This window comes from Kothea flammea (assembly GCF_052161645.1).
GTDB lineage: Bacteria > Planctomycetota > Planctomycetia > Pirellulales > Pirellulaceae > Laterigemmans.
The window spans coordinates 1,303,720-1,320,767 of record NZ_CP197414.1 but is presented as its reverse complement, the minus strand read 5'-3'; the positions used below and the strand labels follow the sequence as shown (position 1 = coordinate 1,320,767).

At 56.1% G+C, this 17,048-nt stretch carries 13 protein-coding genes and 1 pseudogene; 11 read left to right on the top strand and 3 right to left on the bottom strand.

Translation table 11 applies throughout. The features are described 5' to 3' along the window. The first annotated feature begins 69 nt into the window (after window positions 1–69). From SH139x_RS04650 to SH139x_RS04625, 6 genes are all read left to right on the top strand, one after another. A complete protein-coding gene (locus tag SH139x_RS04650; protein WP_488354122.1) occupies window positions 70–1,833 on the top strand; it encodes a transglutaminase-like domain-containing protein in 1,764 nt (587 codons plus the stop codon). A gap of 128 nt (window positions 1,834–1,961) precedes the next feature. After that, window positions 1,962–2,261, top strand: a complete 300-nt coding sequence (locus tag SH139x_RS04645; RefSeq protein ID WP_488354121.1) for an EsaB/YukD family protein — start codon at window positions 1,962–1,964, stop codon at window positions 2,259–2,261. A 5-nt stretch (window positions 2,262–2,266) separates the two neighbouring features. Then, entirely contained in the window at window positions 2,267–3,019 is a 753-nt protein-coding gene (locus SH139x_RS04640; RefSeq protein WP_488354120.1) for a ubiquitin-conjugating enzyme E2, read from the top strand. Between the two features lie 14 nt (window positions 3,020–3,033). Next, window positions 3,034–4,203, top strand: coding sequence for a HesA/MoeB/ThiF family protein (locus SH139x_RS04635; RefSeq protein WP_488354119.1), 1,170 nt, complete (start codon window positions 3,034–3,036; stop codon window positions 4,201–4,203). After that, window positions 4,200–5,687: a M67 family metallopeptidase gene (locus tag SH139x_RS04630; RefSeq protein WP_488354118.1), complete on the top strand. Its 1,488-nt coding sequence runs from the start codon at window positions 4,200–4,202 to the stop codon at window positions 5,685–5,687. Before SH139x_RS04635 ends, SH139x_RS04630 begins: the two co-directional genes overlap by 4 nt. 3 nt (window positions 5,688–5,690) lie before the next feature. Then, window positions 5,691–6,410: a hypothetical protein gene (locus SH139x_RS04625; protein WP_488354117.1), complete on the top strand. Its 720-nt coding sequence runs from the start codon at window positions 5,691–5,693 to the stop codon at window positions 6,408–6,410. A 118-nt stretch (window positions 6,411–6,528) separates the two neighbouring features. Here SH139x_RS04625 and SH139x_RS04620 read toward each other — a convergent pair whose 3' ends face one another. Then, window positions 6,529–7,698 carry a hypothetical protein gene (locus SH139x_RS04620; RefSeq protein WP_488354116.1) on the bottom strand — a complete coding sequence of 390 codons (1,170 nt, stop codon included), beginning with the start codon at window positions 7,696–7,698 and terminating at the stop codon, window positions 6,529–6,531. Between the two features lie 522 nt (window positions 7,699–8,220). Between SH139x_RS04620 and speD the strand changes: the two genes are divergently transcribed. The 4 genes from speD to SH139x_RS04600 all read left to right on the top strand — a co-directional run bounded on the left by speD (window position 8,221) and on the right by SH139x_RS04600 (window position 12,043). After that, window positions 8,221–8,655 carry an adenosylmethionine decarboxylase gene (speD, locus tag SH139x_RS04615; protein WP_488354115.1) on the top strand — a complete coding sequence of 145 codons (435 nt, stop codon included), beginning with the start codon at window positions 8,221–8,223 and terminating at the stop codon, window positions 8,653–8,655. Between the two features lie 12 nt (window positions 8,656–8,667). Next, window positions 8,668–9,465 (top strand): GNAT family N-acetyltransferase, encoded by a 798-nt coding sequence (locus tag SH139x_RS04610; RefSeq protein WP_488354114.1) that lies wholly within the window; start codon window positions 8,668–8,670, stop codon window positions 9,463–9,465. A gap of 86 nt (window positions 9,466–9,551) precedes the next feature. After that, the gene (locus SH139x_RS04605) at window positions 9,552–10,385 is read left to right on the top strand and encodes a hypothetical protein (RefSeq protein WP_488354113.1); all 834 of its coding nucleotides are present in this window, start codon (window positions 9,552–9,554) and stop codon (window positions 10,383–10,385) included. Between the two features lie 50 nt (window positions 10,386–10,435). Continuing rightward, window positions 10,436–12,043 carry a polyamine aminopropyltransferase gene (locus SH139x_RS04600; RefSeq protein WP_488354112.1) on the top strand — a complete coding sequence of 536 codons (1,608 nt, stop codon included), beginning with the start codon at window positions 10,436–10,438 and terminating at the stop codon, window positions 12,041–12,043. A 76-nt stretch (window positions 12,044–12,119) separates the two neighbouring features. Here the strand turns inward: SH139x_RS04600 and SH139x_RS04595 are convergent. Next, window positions 12,120–12,680, bottom strand: a pseudogene (locus SH139x_RS04595) (Uma2 family endonuclease). A gap of 149 nt (window positions 12,681–12,829) precedes the next feature. Between SH139x_RS04595 and SH139x_RS04590 the strand changes: the two are divergent. Continuing rightward, the gene (locus tag SH139x_RS04590) at window positions 12,830–15,265 is read left to right on the top strand and encodes an SHD1 domain-containing protein (protein ID WP_488354111.1); all 2,436 of its coding nucleotides are present in this window, start codon (window positions 12,830–12,832) and stop codon (window positions 15,263–15,265) included. 110 nt (window positions 15,266–15,375) lie between these two features. Here the strand turns inward: SH139x_RS04590 and SH139x_RS04585 are convergent, their stop codons facing one another. After that, window positions 15,376–16,887, bottom strand: a complete 1,512-nt coding sequence (locus tag SH139x_RS04585; protein WP_488354110.1) for a M14 family zinc carboxypeptidase — start codon at window positions 16,885–16,887, stop codon at window positions 15,376–15,378. Window positions 16,888–17,048: the final 161 nt, after the last annotated feature.

Genomic DNA, 17,048 nt, shown 5'->3' with positions numbered 1-17,048 from the left:
TTACTGGCGGTCACCACCGACGACCGTCAGGCAGAGTCTTTTTCCTGTTTGCCCCCAAGCTGAGTTCCCATGGCCCGTTTCAAGCATGAGGCTGTTCGTCCCGAGCTGCTTTTTTCCTGGTTACCGCGAACAAGATTACGGCGACTGGCTGTCACTCAGTTAGCCGCCTGGCTGGTGGCTGTCATGCTGATGTCAGTCGGTTGCGAGCCGCCGCCACGACCGCCGATCAAGACGGTGGAGAACAAATCCAACGCCGACTTATTGAGTTCACAGCTTTCCACACCACAAGTCGAAGCATTCGAGCGGCCTCAGCTCGACCTCAAATTCACGCTGGCAATTCCATACGACCTCTGGGACGCATGCTTCCTGGGTTCTGCGCACACGCCAATCGGCTATTCGCACATGCGAGCGGAACCGACGCGTGATTCCGAAGAGGTGCGATACACCCTGACCGAGCGTTTGTTGCTGCGGCAAGGGGATCAAGTCGTCGAGCAGATTCTCCGTCAATCCAGCTTGGAAACGCTGTCGGGACAGTTAAAAAGTTTTACCGCCGAGTATTCGTTAGGCAATCAAGTTGCCTCGGCGAAGGGACAAATCAAAAGCGGCAATCTCGAGGTCACCATCATCCAAGGTGGTGAAACCAGCCAACGCCAAATCCCCTGGCGGAAAGAGTACGGCGGACTGCTGGCGCTGCCGCAAAATCTAATGGAAAAACCGCTAAGAACCTGGGATAAACAATCCATTAATTTGTTGGCGCCCGTCTTTTACGAATTGGGAAAACTGGAGCTGAGCGGTGTCGGCCAAGCTTCGGTGACGATGCTCGACGGCAAATTTAAACTCTTGCAAGAAATTGCCGTAAACTCCTCAATCGCCGGCAACGACATCTCCTCAATGTCACTGTGGACCGACGAAGAGGGTAACGTGCTGAAACAATTCATTCGCGGCCCCACTACCGATCTCAACTTGCAAATGTATCGCAGCGATGAAGCCACGGCCACATCGCTGGAATCGCCTATTCAGGGGCTGGTGGCCGACTTCAAAATCCCCTTGGACAAAACGATCGACGGCGCGCGGCCGCTGCGAGCGGTCGGTTTCATTATTCAGCCTAAGGGTGATCAGAATGCCCTCCAATGGCTCCCACAGACCGACAAGCAAAACGTAAAGGCCGATGGAGGAAAGTTCCAAGTAGCCATCACCGACACGCGGGCCGCTACCGAAACCGGCGATGAACAAGCCGATATAGCCGAGCCACCAGGTCCGGGAGACAAACGGCCCGGCAGCTTGATCCAAAGTGAAGCGTCGTTAATTCAGCAGTTGGCCGACCAAGTGCGCGGTGCCGACAAGGCCGAGTTAGCGTTGGAGTTAGCCAATTTGGTACACACCCATTTGCGACAACCGAGCTCGGCCGACAGCTTTGCCTCAGCCCTCAGTGCCGCTAACTCCGGCAGCGGTGACTGCACGGAACACGCCTTGCTGCTGGCTGCCCTCTGCCGGGCTCGCGGAATCCCCGCGCGAATCGCCGCTGGACTGATCTATGAGGATGGGACTGCAACCGCAACCCAGCAAGAGAGCGAAACGGAAGCAGTCAGCCAAACGGAAGCAGAAGCAAATACCGACGAGCCACATCTCCGCTTTCACATGTGGACAGAAGTGTACATTGACGAACAATGGGTCGGGCTCGACGCCACGCTGGAGAGCGGCCAAACGAGTCTCGACCGGATCACCATGTTGCGGGACAATTTAGCGGAAAGAACTGACTTTTCCCTGTTCCAAACAGTTCGCCAGGCGGCTGAAACGATGCAAATCGAGCTGCGTCGCGTCTTTTATCAGTGATCGATCGCAGCCATCGGCAATCGACCGGCGCGGAAAGGCAGCAAACGGAATTGCCAAGACCGCCAGTAGAGCGACGAATAGACAGGCACTGAGTCCACGATTCTCCCACTCAACAGGAAACACCCGAGATGTCACCGAGCGACCCCCCGACAAAACCATCCGCCGGCGTTCGCGTTACTTTCTTGGACCAGACCGGAGCAAAATCGGTAGAAGCGGTGATCGCGCCGGCCGTCACGGTGGCTCGTATTATTCCCAACTTGATCACCAAGCTGAACCTACCGGTGACTGGTCCGGACGGCCAACCAATGACCTACAGCCTGGACCACAAACAGGGCGGCCGGCGGTTGCGTGAAGACGAAACGTTGTTTGATGCTGGCGTCAACGCCGGCGATCATTTAATCGTGTACCCTGAAATCGTCGCTGGTTGATCTCCATGTTCGGACGCTTGCTGCAACGTGGCCAACAGCCGCCCCCCAGCCCTCGGCAACGACGGCTGGAGAGCGACCATGCCCGTTTGACCGAGTTGGCCGCTAACAGTTCCATCTTCAGCTTCGTGGTCGTCCAGCCCAAACATACCCACAGCCCACCGGAGACGTATCGCATCCAATTTCGTGGTTCCAGCCTGCAGACGGTGATGGAAGCGAACAGCAACCAAACGGTGCGATTGCATTACCAGCATGAAGTCTTAATTCAGTTGGTTGCCGAGTACCCCCGTTCGGCTCCGCACATGCGTTGGGTCACCCCCATCTTTCATCCCAACATCAGCGCCGCCGGAGCAGTCTGCCTGGGCGGCTGGGGGACGCATTGGGCTCCCAGTTTGCAGCTCGATAAGCTGTGCGAAATGTTGTGGGACATGCTGCGATTTGCCAATTATGACACTCGCAGCCCCTTTAACCAACAGGCGGCGACTTGGCTGCGCAAACAACGCGAATATCAATTCCCTTTAGACCAGCGCGAGCTGCGTGACGCGCCACAATCGGTTCACAATGCCGATAGCCAGCCGCTCGCCGAGCCGATCGTTGGCACGTTAGCGGAGCAAACTGACCTCCGCGAGCCAGCTAACCTCAACAACCCCGACGACGATATCAGCTTCGATGACGTGGTCGAGCGACTTCCGGCACAGCGACGAGCCGGCGGGCAGCCTCCCACACCGACTCCACCACCCGACATTCTCTTCTTGGACTGATCAGACAAATTCCCGTGAGCGACAGCCCGATTCGGATTGACCATGATGACCGCCATGATTCGCTGCGGCTAATTCCCTGGTGGGACCAAACGAGGCTGGCCGCCGCGCGGGTGCTGGTTGTGGGTGCCGGCGCGCTGGGGAACGAGGCGCTCAAGAATTTGGCCCTGATGGGTGTCGGACACATCGCCGTGGTCGATATGGATCACGTGGAAAGCTCGAATCTCTCCAGGTCGGTGCTGTACCGAGCGGTCGATGCGGGGCAATTGAAAGCGACCGTGGCGGCGCGGCGTGTGGCCGAGATCGACCCGGCGATTAAGATCACCGCTTTGCCCTTTAACGTCATCCATCAAGTCGGTTTGGGCTGGTTCGCCGATGCCGACGTGGTGTTGGGCTGCCTCGATAACCGCGAAGCCCGGTTGTGGGTCAACCGCTGTTGCTGGCATGTCGGCACCCCTTGGATCGATGCCGGAATTCAAGAGATCAGCGGCGTTGTTCAAGTCTTCCAGCCACCCGATGGCACGTGCTATGAATGCGGCATGAAAGAAGCCGATTATCGGTTGATCAACCTGCGATATTCCTGTCCACTGTTGCGAGCCGAAGACATCCGCCAAGGACGCGTACCGACGACTCCCACAATCGCTTCGATCATCGCCGGCTGGCAAGTGCAGGAGGCGTTAAAGCTGTTGCACGGGCTGCCGGCGAGCGAATCGTCGGCGATGGTTTTTCATGGCATGACGAATCATGTGTATCGCACGCAATTGCCCCGCCGGGAAGCTTGCCTCAGCCACGACAGCTGGGAACCGCCGATTGATCTACCCACAGTCAGCGTGACCGATAGCTTGGAAAAACTGCTGGCTGAGGCGGGAAAAATCGCCCAACAGCCGGCCCAAGCCGTCCGCTTGCAACGTGACTTAATCACCGCTCTCCGCTGCGAGCCTTGCCAAGTCGACCAGGCGCTCTGCCAACTGCGCGCGATGACCGCCAGCAGCCAAGCCAGCTGTCCCAACTGCCAACAAACCATGTCGCCGGAAATCGTCGGTCGCATCGATTGCCAGCACAGCGAACTGCTGACCAAGTCGCTGCAGCAACTTGGCATCCCTCCAGCCGACATTGTAACCATCGAATTCGAGCAGGGGGCTGTTCCGTTTCGCTTGGCAGGCACGACCTACGGTGAACCGGCATGAACGACTCCGCCCCGGAAAGCGACTCGCCGCGACGCCCGCTAGCCGCTGCGGACGATGCTCAACGTGATCACGCTCAAAGTGATGATGTCCAGTTCGGTGATGTTCAGTTTAGTGATGCTCGGAGTGCGACACGCCCCCACGCGGACGACTTGCCCGATCGCAATGGCCATTATGGAACAGCCGAAGTGCGTCGGGTGCAGAGGGTGCAATTCGCGCCCACCAAAGTGTTAGTCGACTTGGACGCGATGCTCGACATGCAAGAGCACGCGGCGGAAGATACCAGCGTCGAGTTGGGTGGCATTCTCTTGGGACATCGCGGCGTGCAAGCGGACGGCACGCCGTTTGTCGTGATCAGCGATTCGCTGCGAGCTCGTCACTACCGAGCCACTCGCGGTAGCTTTACCTTCACGCACGCGACTTGGGCCGATCTGCACCAACAGCGGGAAGCGCTGCCGGCCAGCACGGAGATCGTTGGTTGGTATCACACGCACCCCGGCTGGAGCGTTTTCCTTAGCGACATGGATGTGTTTATTTGCGACCACTTCTTTCCCCATCAAGACGACATCGCTTTGGTCATCGACCCCAGCTCGGGCGACACCGGACTGTTTGTGCGACGGCAAGTCCCCAGCCATCGCGCTCCCGGCCGACTGGATCATTTTTATCTGTATGCTCACCGCCGTCGGCACGCCGAATTGGCTGGCTGGGCAAGTTATTTTTCCGGAGCCGAAACCATGTCTCAGCCCGCTGCCGCGTTCCCTGGTCGCCAGGCTTCTCCACTCGTCGTGACCTCCGGCGGAGGCCCGGAAATGGTCGGCGTCCGCTACCTGCCGCTGTTGGTAATCGGTTTGTTGAGCAGCCAGTTGTTGCTGACCGCGATCTTGCTGGGACTGTTGATTTTCAACGCCACCAGCGGTGTCAATTCCTCAGGCAGCCTGAACTCCACGGCCGGGGCTAACTCTCCGGCCGGGGCGCAGCAGACCGACCAAAGTGCGGCAATAAGCAGCGCGCAAACACTCAGCGTCCGGGAAGCAATTGTGGACGAACTGCTAGGGAAAATCGTCACGCAATCACCGGCCGAACTGGAGCAATCGTTCCGTCAATTGGCAACCGATAACGCCAGCCTGAAAGCGAGTCAGTTGGGATTAATGAACCGCGTCGAGCAGCTCGACGGTGAGCTTTCAGAAAAGCAATCGCAACTGACCAGGGCGACCGATCGGCTGGCCGCTGCGGAGAGTCAGCTGACCACCGTGGAAAGTCAGTTAGCAGCGCAACGTGCGGCTCAAAAGAAGGCGGTTGACATAGCAGATGAAACAGCGGAGGGTGAATCGGCTGATGATGAAAATCGCATCGCGCGACGTCAACTCTTCGGACTCGATTGGCTGCCGTTGTTGATCGGAGTGCTAGTCGGCGGGGTGGTGGCTGGCAGTGCCGTGGGGCTTCCCCTCTGGCAACGCTTGCGGGCTGTCGAAGGGGATGTGGCCTAGCCGATGCCGGAGCTAACTTTCTTTATCCTGTTCCTAGCGGTCGCCGGCTGGCTGATTTCGCGACGAGGCAAACGGCGAGCTCGCAAATTATTGTTTCGCTTAGCCTTCGAGCGGGGTGGCCAGTATTTTTCCGGCGGCGTGTTTGGTACACCCAGGACTGAGTTAGCGGTCGGCAGCAAGCGGCTCTCGATCAGCCTCTCGCCAGTGACTTGGACGGGACGCGATTTTTGGGCCACGCTGGCTGGGGTGTGGCCCCATCAACGTCCAAAACTCGATCCCTCCCGCCCCACCGGTTTGCGATTCGCGGCCGACTCGCCGGCGCCTCCCCCGAGCCGTCTAAGCAATGATCTGGTGCAACTGGGCAACCAGCTGGAAGGCTTGAAATTGACCAGCCAAGATCGCTTGTGGACGGAGCGTGAACGGGTCTTTTACACCGTGCTGCTGAACTCGCGGCAGTATCAAACGTTGAGCCATTGGGTCGACATGAGCGTGCAGTACTACATGCTGCTGATCGCCGACACCGAAGCGGGCATCGAATTCTCATCGCTGACGCCGGGCAGCGATTCGGCCGCAGTCTGTTGTCAGATTTGCGGAGTCCCTCCGGCGGCCAACGAACGTGTGCTGTGCGCCGCCTGTGGCGCGCCTCACCACTTAGAATGCTGGGATTATAACCAAGGCTGCGCGATCTATGGCTGTCGCTGCCGCCAGCACCGGCGAGCTTGAGTATCAAAGTCGCCTTTCGGTAATATCGGTCATTGAGCGCTAACTCACGGTTCCGCGGAACCGCACGCTGGCGCGTTCCGGCTGATTCCGTTTTGCATAATGACTTATGGGGAGGTGCTCAGGCGGCACGTTGTCCAGCGACTAGGTCGGCGGCCAGCCAACGCCTCATGTGTTCGCGGTCGCTTTCCCAAGCGGCCGAGGTGCGGCGATCACAGAAGAGATGGAAGATGCCATCGACCGTTTCGCTCAAGAAACGAATCGCTTCGATCCGCTCTTCGTTCTCCATCGGTTCTTCGTCGGTGGTGACGATCTTAGCACCGGAGATGGCGAACGTTTCCGCTTGCAACACCAACTCAAACTGCATTCCATCGCGAACCAAAGTCATGCCGGTTTTGCGGGGAAGCTTGCCAGTCTGAACCGCTTGTAACGCTTCGGGTAGTTTCACCGGGGACTCGGCCGAGATCGTTTCTTTCCCGGATTCACCCAAGGGGCATTCGAGCATCAACGTTTTGGTCAGCATCGCGGTAACTTCGCTTTCGTCGGCCAGCGTGAAAGAGTCCGACTCATGCTCCAGTCGCCACCACAACCACAGCAGAAACTCGTTGCCGAGAAAATCGGGAGCTTGCGAATGCTCGTTGGTCCAGGGAAATTGTGAGACGCTTTGCTCGGCCACGAAGCTGGTCGGTAACAGGACGTCCAGTTCAGCGAAACGGTCGGCGGCGATGGCCCAATTTTGCGCGATTGAGCCGGCGCTGAGACGACGGACTTCGATATCAAAGACACGTTCGAGCAGATCACCCCAGTGGCCGGCGACTCCTTGGGAACCGCTGAAATACAGCGTGCTGTGCTGCAGATCCCAAAGCCACGGAAAGGAAGCCATTTTGCGGTATTTCCCCGTGGCCGCTTCGCTGCGACAACGCTCCTCGACCGCCTCCTTAGCTTCGGTCTTCTGGGCTTTATTGAGCCTCCCGGTGGGGCTGTCCTTCAGCAGCGCGGCTAGTTCCATTTGCAACCAAGCGTTGCGAATGGCTGCCGGAATTTGATTGGAATCCACTCGCAGCCCGGCGTGCAGGGTGTTGTTGATAATGTTTTTGCCGAATTCAAAAGATTGATCAAACAGATGATCGCCACCCAAGAAACCGACGTGAATATTTTCCGGCGAATCGGTCTGCACTTGTCCGGCAGCATGATTGGCCAGCAATTCAAGATGTTCTTCCGTGAAGAGTTGCGTTTCGAAATCGCTGGTGGTGAAACGTTCGAACGAGAGTGAGCCACGTAAAAAAGGCATTGGCGGTCCGCAGTGAGAGGGAGGGCCAGCTCACAGAGCTGACGTTTTTTCGAGCGAGTCTCGGAAAAGTATCGACCGCGGGCAGTGGCGGAATCATGTGGCAAGCCGCCGGCTGGCCTAATCGCTGCTTTCGTTATAATTTATTGCGATCAAATTATGACATTGCCGCCAGATTTGCGGCTTGCTCCGTTGCGCCCGCCAGGCTGCCCCAGCGGGGAACGAATCGTCGGGTAAAGTGCGGTATGCATTAGGTTGCTATATGGCACGGCGAATTCAAACTGCGAATTGGCCAGCGATCAACGAGCTGTCGACACTGAGAGAACCCTTGCAAGATTTCGCTTAGAATTTGGAAGCTTTCATTCATCAAATGAAAAAAATCTTTCATCGTTCACCAATGGTAGCCCAGCAGGACCTGGATCCCGATCGACAACTGCTTTCCCCCACCCAGGTCGTCGGCTAGCCTGTTAAGCTTGGGAGCCCCCTTTCAATCATCAACGACTCTAGTGGTAAAGTGAGCGGTGGATGGCCGATTCGACCAGCGATCTAATGCGAGCGGTGCGGTTGAATCGAGAATCGCTAAAAGGTGTCGACTTAGGCCTCTTTACTGGGTTGGGCACGCATGTTTTGGCCGACTTTCATGCCTGCCAGCGGCTACCTTCGGAGCCCGAAGTGCTACGTCAATTGCTGGAACAGACCGCCGCGCTGCTAGAGTGCACCGTGGTTGAATCGGTGTTCCACGCCTTCAGCCCTTATGGGTTAAGTGGCGTGGTCGTGGTGGCGGAGTCCCACTTGGCTGTGCATACTTGGCCGGAGCAGCAAACAGCCTGCGTCGACTTTTTTACTTGCAGCAATCAAATGCTCCCGCTGCCGGGACTGGAATTGTTGTTTGATGTGTTCGCGGCTCGGGAAGTAACGATTTCCGTCGTCCCGCGTGGTCTCCCAGCGGGTCCTTTTTAGGAGTGGGTAAAGGTGTTTCTCAGGGAACAAGCTGATTTTGTCTTCCGTCCGCTGCGCCCTTCCGAAGTGGGCGATGCGTTGGAGATCATTCTGGAACATGACGAGGACGACCATGAGGAAGCTGCGAAAACGTATGCCGCTGGGCTCGAGGGACAATTCGGATTGCTCAGGCAAGACCGCCTGATTGGCGTCACGGGAGCCAAACCGATTCCGGGGACCGATCGTTCCTACGGAGTCTCGTGGACCTATCTAGCCCGCAGCATGATGGGGCACGGACACGGTAGATTTATGCTGGAGAGCCTATTGGAGTTTCTTGAACAGCAGGATGCTCGCATGGTTTACGTGCAATCGAGCGACTACCGGGATCCCGAGCGGGGAGAGATCTACCGCGAGGCTCACGCGGCTTATCGTGCCGTGGGATTCGTCGAGGAGCTGCGACACCTGCATTACTACGAAGTCGACGAGTCGCTGGTCGTCTACAGCCGCCGCTTGCAAACGTCGGAGTACGTTTCGGTTCCGCCCAACGAATCGGCCATCAAGCTAGTCGACATTGATGAAATTCCGGAGTGCGACGGGGCCTACTGGCTGGCATGGGAATTGACCGATGGCGAAGGGACCACCAGCGACGTGCAATTGATCTTTGATCAAGTTCGCGAGTGGGAGGGACGAGTGATCTTTATGGCTTTCCCTTCCGACGTGTCGCAAACGCAAGAGTTCGTCATCCGTGCACGCTTTCACCCCGCCGGCCGGCTGGCCGATTATTATGAAGATGGGGTAGACCAACTTCATTTTCGACACGATTTACGCTAGACTAGCAGATGCGAGATGTAGTCTCTCAGACTGGTTCACCACCGCCGAGAATCTCGTGACTTTTCCCCCCGCACAAGGTTACTTCGATGCGTTATTGCTGTTTGCTGGCAGTTGGTTTAGCGATGTTGGTCATCCCCGGCTGTTCGAGTCCAAAGGTGGAAGTGATCGATCTCAATCGAGTGCTTGACATCCTGGACCAGACACTTGTTCAGCTGGATGGTGAAAAGACCGATTCATTTGACTTGTCACAGTTTAGAGCCCCCGAAACCTCGAAAGATGATTGGGCCGCGGAAAATGGCTCGCCAGCCGATTTGTATGCCACCGACCCGGCACCAACCGATCAAGCCGACTTACCCGATCAAGCTAGTGGCGACGATTCGGCGGGTGACAGTACTGCCCAGCCGGCCGCTGACGATCTACCGCGAACGCTTGACGCCGCCAGGGACGAAGAGTTTCTCGCCCTCTATCGGGAAAATTTGAACGCCGCCCAGCCGAAATTGATGTCGCACGCGATCGGTGTCTCCATGGAAGCGACCGGTGCGATCGTGGGCTACGCCGATCGCAATGACAACAAAACTCAGGATGCTGGTGAGGAACGATTATTTACCGTCCAGATCGATCTTGAGCGCGGGCGATTGCTGGCCTCGGACACTGCCAACCATCATCGCGACCATCACTACCGACCGATGGGTGGTTTCTTCACAGCATATATGCTCGGCAGCATGATGAGTCGTCAGGGAAGTTATTACAGTGGTGCGCGAGCTGGTGCCAAACCAAACTTTGCAGCCACGCCGGTTAGCCCCAAGAACTACCATTCCAACGCAGTTTCACAGGCCCGCGCGAAAGCTTCCAGCGCACGGTCCTCGAGCAACAGCGTTCGCAGCCGCAGCGGTTCGGGTGGTTTTGGATTCGGCAAGTAATCAAACCTCGCTCCCTCACGGCTCCCAATCGCCAAAGGCAATGCATCATTTTGGAATCCGCCATCGACGACCAGCCTGAATCAGATTTGGATAGTGCCGCGCTCAGCTCGCGGCAGGCAGCCGTGATGATGTTCAGCGTGCTGGTGGTGGCGCTTTGCGGCATCGCTTACGAGTTGATCATTGCCTCAGTCTCGACTTATCTGCTGGGGAACAGCGTCACGCAGTTTTCCTTGACGATTGGGCTGTTCATGTTCGCCATGGGGCTGGGATCGTTCCTCTCAAAATATTTCCGCACACACTTAGTTTCGACCTTCGTGTTTGTGGAAATCAGCGTGGCGATCATCGGCGGTTTTTCTAGCACGTTGCTGTTCACCGTGTTCCCGATGTACTCGCTCTACAACCCCACGATGTACAGCTTGATCATTTTGATTGGCACCTTGGTGGGGCTGGAGATTCCGCTGCTAACACAAATTCTCAGCCGTTCTTCGTCCTGGAAGGACTCGGTTGCGCATGTGTTATCGCTTGACTATTTCGGTGCGCTGATCGGCTCTGTCGCTTTTCCCTTGGTGCTGTTACCCTCGCTGGGGCTATTTCGTTCTTCGTTCGCGATTGGATTGACGAACGCCGTTGTTGCTTGGTTAACGATCTTTGTATTCGGCCGCAAACTGCCTGGGCGTCGCGTCTGCTTGACTTTTGCCAGCGTGGCGATTGTCGTGTTGCTGGGTGGCTTGCTGATGTCGGCGCGGATCACTCAATTCGCCGAAGGCCAATTATTCGCGGATCATATCATCTACTCGCGTTACACGCCGTACCAACGCATTGTCATGACCGAGGGTGATGGCAACGGTGAGTTGCGATTGTACTTGGACAAGCATTTGCAGTTTGCCAGTCGCGACGAGCACCGTTATCACGAATCGCTCGTGCATCCGTTAATGAGTTTGGCTGGGCCACGCCGTCACGTTTTGATCCTTGGCGGAGGCGATGGTTTGGTGGTTCGCGAAGTCGCCAAATATGCCGACGTGGAATCGATTGACTTGGTTGACATCGATCCCGCCATTACCAATTTGGCGAGAACTTTCGCGCCGCTGCGGCGCATCAACGCTGATAGTCTTCACGACCCGCGACTTCGCGTCATCAACCAAGACGCCTTTCGCTTTATCCGCGACCAGGTTCCGGCACATTTGGCTGCCAACGAGCAGTCGGCGAATCAGCCAAGCACCTTATATGACCGCGTCATTATTGATTTACCCGATCCGCACAACGAGGTTCTGGATAAACTTTATTCACGTGAGTTTTATCAGATGCTGTCGTTATGCATGTCGGCCGAGGGAAGTCTGGCGGTGCAGAGCAGTTCGCCGATTTACACGCGTCGCGTTTATTGGTGCATTGGTAACACCTTGGAAGCTGCCGGGCTGCATGTGACCAGCTATCATGTGCCGCTGAATTCGTTCGGCACTTGGGGATTTCATCTGGCAACCAAGCCCCCGCTGGGCAGGGACGATGTGCAAATCGAAGCGGGAAAATTTCGTTATATTACCACTGATGTCTTCGCTGCCGCTTGTGTTTTCCCACCCGATATCGCCCGCGTGGAAACTCCCGTCAATCGCACCTTTGAGCCGCGTCTTTACATGCTATACGTCGCCGACGCCAAACAGTAAGGGCTCAACAAAGCAAGGGCTCAGCAAAGCGTCCGCCCCGCGAACGATCAGACGAGAAGGGTCGCTTACCCGCAACCTACTTCGCGTGCAGTTCCTCCATCTTCAGTTGCACGCCTAATTCAGGGAATTCGAGCACAGCGTTCGGATCATCATAGATTACTTCACCAAAAGTTCGATCATTTTTGCGATGGTAGACGACCGCCGCTGGACGGTCCTGCTCCAACAGCACGTACGCCTGGAGTGATTCGATTGACAAATAACGATCTCGCTTTTCACCCTCATCGATTCGTCGCGCATTTTCAGAAACAACTTCGACAATGAACACCGGTTGATCTTAAAACATATCGGTGTCCGGATTGGACCGGCAGACGACGGAAACGTCGGGATAATAAAAGTAGGTGCGTTCCTCTGTGCGGATGCGGATTTTTGTATCGGAGTTGTAAGCCTCACAGGGTGACTCGCTAAGCTGGCGAAAGAGGCTTCCCAAAACTCTCGATGCAATTCGATTATGGATATTTTTGCCTCCCGCAGTGGCAAAAACGCGTCCATCCATATATTCATGTTTGACACGAGCCAACTCCTCACCGGCCAAATAGTCGGCAACCGAGATGGATTCCAATTTCGACGCGCTCCCCATACTTTTCAATCCGTTTTGTAAGCATGTTTGTTTAAATGTTTCCGCAGAATGAGCCAACAGCGCCGGGCGCGAGACTCGGGGTGCATCCCGCGAGTAGCGTCTTCAGCCAAACACCATTTTAGTTATCTGCCCGGTGGCGAAAAGCTTGAATGGGGCGATTTACTCAGATAGACTACGGCGAGGCGGAATTCTTGGACATTTTTGTTCCCTCGATGCGATCTTACCAGATGAAAGCCCATTGCTCGCCAATTTGCTTGACGCATAGTTCCAAACACTTTCCGACGGACAGTCGGTTTCCGCTGCGAAAATTCGCCTCACTGTTGGGCTGTTTGTTGTTGGGCTGCTCGCTGGCAATGACAATCACGGCACCAGCGGCTGCCCAGGATCGCTTGGAGCCCTTCAAGGTTGGGGAAGCGGTCGAAGTATTCTTTCTCAACGAGTGGCGTCCGGGCGTGATTTTAGCGACCGATAAACAGCAGAACGCTCGCGTTGAATTCGAGTTCGCAGGCAGCAAGCAAGTCGATGAATTTTTACGGGCCGCGGTTCGCCGCCCGTATGAGAACGGAGCGATTATCGCCACGCGAACCTACTCGGATGCATCTGGCAATTTTAAAATTGTGGCAGCCGCCATCGCAGTCACTGATAGTCAGATCCGGCTGCGAAAAAGCGATAGCACGGAACTGGATGTTCCGCTAGCCAAGTTAAGCGACGCCGATCAACGCTTTCTAAAATCGCTGATCAAACAAGGCTTGCCCGTATCGCCGAAACTGCCGGGTCCGAGAATGCCGGGGGCTCGCATCTGGACGCTCCGCGATGGCAGAAGCGTCGATGGACTCTTTGTCAAGTTCGACCGCGGAAAAGTCTCAATCAAGTTGGCCGACAATTCAGTCGTCGACGTCCCAGTGTCCCAGCTTTCCCCGACGGATGTCTCCTTTGCGATGGAGCGAGAGGCCGAAAATATGAAATCGCAGGTCGACTCCGATCTGCGCAATGCCAGAGAGTCGATGCGTGGAGATAACAACGGCGGCGGAGGACTGGATATAGCGGGGAACGCGGGCAACAACTCCGGCCTTGCTGCTAATTCGGGCCCACCTCCCGCGAACTTACGTTCCACGTTGCTCGAGGAGGATCGCTGGGGGTTCACCCCTGACAACTTCCCACGCCCAAAAACAATGCCGCTGATCGAAACAAATTTGCTAGCGGCCGGTGCCTCGAAAGTTGTTACGCATGATGGAACCAAGGTGCTGCTGCTCTCACCGGCCCGCCAATCGATGTTGTTAGATCTCAGGACCGGCCAAGGAGCCGAGCTGGGTGATGTTGCTAGCGCCATCAAGGCCCGTGGTTTTTTGGGAATCAAGTCAATCAATCCGACTGGCAGTTCGATTGTGCATCAAGATCGCAGTAGCATGCATGCGTTGAGCGTCTACGATCTCAAGTCAGGCAAGGATACATGGAGCGATTGGGCTCCTTATGGCAGCGGCCGCGATGTCTATCATGCTCGCTTCATCGATGACGAGCATTTATTGACCGTTAGCACCCGTGGAGACCTGGGGGTCTGGAGAGTTGCTACCCGGGAACTGGTGTGGTGGACGGTAACGCGGCCCGTTTGTGTTCCCGCCTTAAGCGCTGGGGCCAAGTATCTAATCCTGCACACCAGCGAGCACCTCGTCGTCGTCGAGGCGTTGACGGGTAAAGTTGTTTCGCAGGTCCGCTCCAACCCAGTGGCTGTGAGATTGCTGGCTGTGGATGACAGCTGCCAGCGACTGGTCGGCCTAGGCAATGGCAACGCCCGGTTTTGGGATTTGCGAACCGGCAAAGTGGTTCGCGAGTTTGGCGTTGCACCCGCCGTGTTTGAGCCCAGCTTGGCGTTTTGGGTTTCCCCGACCCGGGTGTTTGTCAACGGATTGCGTGGGGAAAGCGATTTATTTGATGTGATTGACCTATCCCTGCAAGGCTCCGCCTATTGTGTCAAATTGCGAGGAAATCTGCTTGCAGCACCCAATAGCGGACAGATTTTCGCTGCTTCGTTACCGAGCCGGTCATTAATCATGCGACCCGATTTGCCCAGCCCCGAGATGCAAAAAGCGGACGAGGGTTTTGCCGGCAACCTATTTGCCAACCTGGGTCCAGGAAGTCGAGTTCAGATCGAATTGAGCGGTCCGGCATCAATGAATCGCAATCTTGAATTGGAGCGGATCACTACTTTGCTGACCAACGCCGGTTACAAGGTTGTCAGTTCTGGGGGTGAAGCAACCTTCGTTGCCAGCATCAAGGCAAATGTTGACTACAGTGGTATCGAATTGGACGACTTACCCGACGAAGCTTTCCAGCCCAAGCAAAATCTAACGCTTAAGAAAAATGGGCTCAGCGTATGGCGGGCTACCAAGGACGTTTTTGGTATCGATAAAGAAAATCGTTGGTCCGGACTTGTCATTCCAAGTACTTTGCGGGTTCCCAATGAACTCGACGTCTGCTTTGTTTTGAGAAAGCCCCAGCAATGGGTGCTGGGGGAACTCAAGCGTGATTACGACGACGGGCTTAAACAATCGCACCGATACAAGACGACCTATCAACCAACGGAATAGTAAGCTTATTGATAGCGATGCGAGTACCGCGAGTACGAGCGATAAGACCGCAGCGAGGTTCTACTGGTTACAGGCAGGATGGCTATTCCACCTCTTTACAGGCAGGATGCCTATTCCACTTTTTGCGAGGCTTTGAGGATGGGGTAAGTCCCGCCGGTGGGCAGGCGATCGGCGGGGATTATATTCCATGTCGCTAAAGAATCGGCAGACTCGGGTTCCAAAATGACCGCCACCAATCGCGATAATGGTTGGTCCGTGGTTACCCAGATGCCGGTCGTGTCGGTGGGCGGTGCCGCATCTTGCCAAGTGCCTTTCAGCGTCACCATGTTGTGGCCTTGAAAAGCACGCTCAGCGACCTCACATTGCTCGATCGCGAAAGCTTGGAATTGACCGAGCGCGCTGGGCGGATGGGGTGACGACTGAATGCCATGCTTATAAATTAACTCAATCGCACTCCGCTCACCGGCCGGGATGAAGTAAACAGCCGGCAGCTCTCCGTTTACCGTCGGTTCATAGCGCCCAAAGAATTGCACTTGATAGTCAAACGGTTCGCGCTCTGTGCCCGCCACTGGCGGATCAGGTTTGTAGCCAAGAATCGTCGCTGGTTCCGCAAAAGGTGCTAAGCTGGCTCGCAAGGGCAGGGGATCACCCGCGGCAAGCCGCCGCACCTCGCTGAGCATCTGCTCCGTGCTGACGGCTCGCTCAGCCAAATAATCGAGCGTGTTGACCACCAATGATCGCGAGGCGGCAATGCGAGTTTGATAAGAGGCGTAAGAATAGGCTTCGCTCAACAAACCAAGACGCCCTCGCAGTCCCATGTAGTTGGTGCTGTAACGTCCTTCATATCCGTACGTGCTCCATCGTGTATGGCTGCGATCAAAATTGCCATAATAAAACATATTCAGCCCCTCGCCGGCTGCCTGTTCCGTGATCGCAGGTAACAACTGGTCTCGCAAAAACTGGCTGACCGACGGCGGGGTGAGCGGATGATGCGGCGGATCGTAGGTTAATTGATAACGATGTTGCGACCCGTTGGTGGTGTGCAAATCGATCAACAAGTCAGCGTCGAAACGCTGGCAGGCAGCAACCAGCGCGCTGATCTCAGGTGATTCCAATTTGATAAAGTCGCGGTTCAAGTCGAGTCCCTGAGCGTTAGCTCGCTGCCCCATCCCCTCGCTGGGCCCCAATTGTCCAGGCCGATTATCAACCGCTCGCCGCGTGTTGGAATCGGGACTGAGGCTGGGGATCACCAATAACCGAATTTGTTCGAGCCAGTCGTCGTGCTGGCCTTCGGCGATTTCGCGAGTGATATCAAAGAGCGCCTCCTTACCGGCACATTCGCCGGAGTGAATGCCACCAATAATTACCACCGTCAGCGCCGGCTGGGGCCGGTCAAAACCGATCATCAACGCTTGAATGGGTCGCTGTTCATGCGAACGGCCCAAGGTGAAACGTTTCATTCGCGGATCGGCCGCGACGGTGGCCGCCAGAATGGAGTCAATCTCCTCTTCCGACGCGGTTCGCGTGTAGCCGGAGCGTTCCGCCACGGAGCGAGGGATCTCAGCATCGGCGACCGGCAACAACAGGGCAATCGTGGTCAGCAGCGTCCAGGGAACAAGCATAGTCGGTTTTAACTTCAGCAATGAACGGAAAATAAGAACCTTTCCGAAAACCATTAGCCGCTTTGGCGCTAGCCGTGGTTCTTTTGGGTTTTCGGATAGGTTGTAAGTGTCGCCTTTTGGCCCCCGCGAAAGCACCTCTTCCATAAACTTTCGGCGGAGCG

Coding starts and splice junctions, on each gene's coding strand:
- SH139x_RS04605 (WP_488354113.1), top strand. CDS start 9,552: ATGCGTTATTGCTGTTTGCTGGCAGTTGGTTTAGCGATGTTGGTCATC.
- SH139x_RS04640 (WP_488354120.1), top strand. CDS start 2,267: ATGTTCGGACGCTTGCTGCAACGTGGCCAACAGCCGCCCCCCAGCCCT.
- SH139x_RS04585 (WP_488354110.1), bottom strand. CDS start 16,887: ATGCTTGTTCCCTGGACGCTGCTGACCACGATTGCCCTGTTGTTGCCG.
- speD (WP_488354115.1), top strand. CDS start 8,221: ATGGCCGATTCGACCAGCGATCTAATGCGAGCGGTGCGGTTGAATCGA.
- SH139x_RS04590 (WP_488354111.1), top strand. CDS start 12,830: ATGGGGCGATTTACTCAGATAGACTACGGCGAGGCGGAATTCTTGGAC.
- SH139x_RS04625 (WP_488354117.1), top strand. CDS start 5,691: ATGCCGGAGCTAACTTTCTTTATCCTGTTCCTAGCGGTCGCCGGCTGG.
- SH139x_RS04630 (WP_488354118.1), top strand. CDS start 4,200: ATGAACGACTCCGCCCCGGAAAGCGACTCGCCGCGACGCCCGCTAGCC.
- SH139x_RS04650 (WP_488354122.1), top strand. CDS start 70: ATGGCCCGTTTCAAGCATGAGGCTGTTCGTCCCGAGCTGCTTTTTTCC.
- SH139x_RS04645 (WP_488354121.1), top strand. CDS start 1,962: ATGTCACCGAGCGACCCCCCGACAAAACCATCCGCCGGCGTTCGCGTT.
- SH139x_RS04620 (WP_488354116.1), bottom strand. CDS start 7,698: ATGCCTTTTTTACGTGGCTCACTCTCGTTCGAACGTTTCACCACCAGC.